This is a genomic window from Aquitalea sp. S1-19, from assembly GCF_024343515.1.
Genome location: NZ_RJTZ01000339.1, coordinates 1 through 773 on the forward strand (window position 1 = coordinate 1; position 773 = coordinate 773).

At 56.5% G+C, this 773-nt stretch carries 1 protein-coding gene; it reads right to left on the bottom strand.

Annotation, left to right across the window (positions count from 1 at the left end):
- Nucleotides 1–773 (bottom strand): ornithine carbamoyltransferase (argF, locus tag EGI20_RS18920; protein WP_498633249.1); only part of this gene is annotated, 773 nt, incomplete at both ends.

A 773-nucleotide genomic window follows, 5' to 3' on the forward strand; every position in this document is an offset into this window, starting at 1 on the left:
TTTCGCTGTTGTGGAAAGCTGGCAGGCAATGCAGGAACTTAACAGCCGGGTTCTTGGCAGCAGCCATCAGTTCGGCGTTCACCTGGAATGGGGACAGCAGGGCAATACGCTCGGCCCAAACTTCTTTTGGCTCGCCCATGGAAACCCAAACGTCGGTGTGGATGAAGTCAACGCCTTCAACCGCAGCCTTAGGATCATCGGTCAGCACCAGACGCGCGCCGGTTTGAGCAGCAATTTTCTTGCACTCTTCAACCAGGGACTCTTCTGGCCACAGGTCCTTAGGACCACCGATGCGAACTTCCATGCCCAGTTTGCAACCCACAACCATCAGGGAGTTACCCATGTTGTTGCGGGCATCGCCAACGTAAGCGTAAGAGATCTGGGACAGCGGCTTTTCGCTGTTTTCGATCATGGTCAGCACGTCAGCCAGCATCTGGGTTGGGTGCCATTCGTCGGTCAGACCGTTGTAAACCGGTACGCCGGCGTTGTCGGCCAGTTCCTGAACCACGTCCTGCTTGAAGCCACGGTATTCGATCGCATCGTACATGCGGCCCAGTACACGGGCGGTGTCTTTCATCGACTCTTTGTAGCCGATCTGCGAACCGGACGGCCCGAGGTAGGTCACATGTGCGCCCTGGTCATAGGCTGCCACTTCAAACGCGCAACGGGTACGGGTCGATGCTTTTTCAAAAATCAGCGCGATGTTTTTGCCAAGCAGATGCGGCTCTTCGTTACCGGCGTACTTGGCACGCTTCAGGTCACGGGACAGGTCC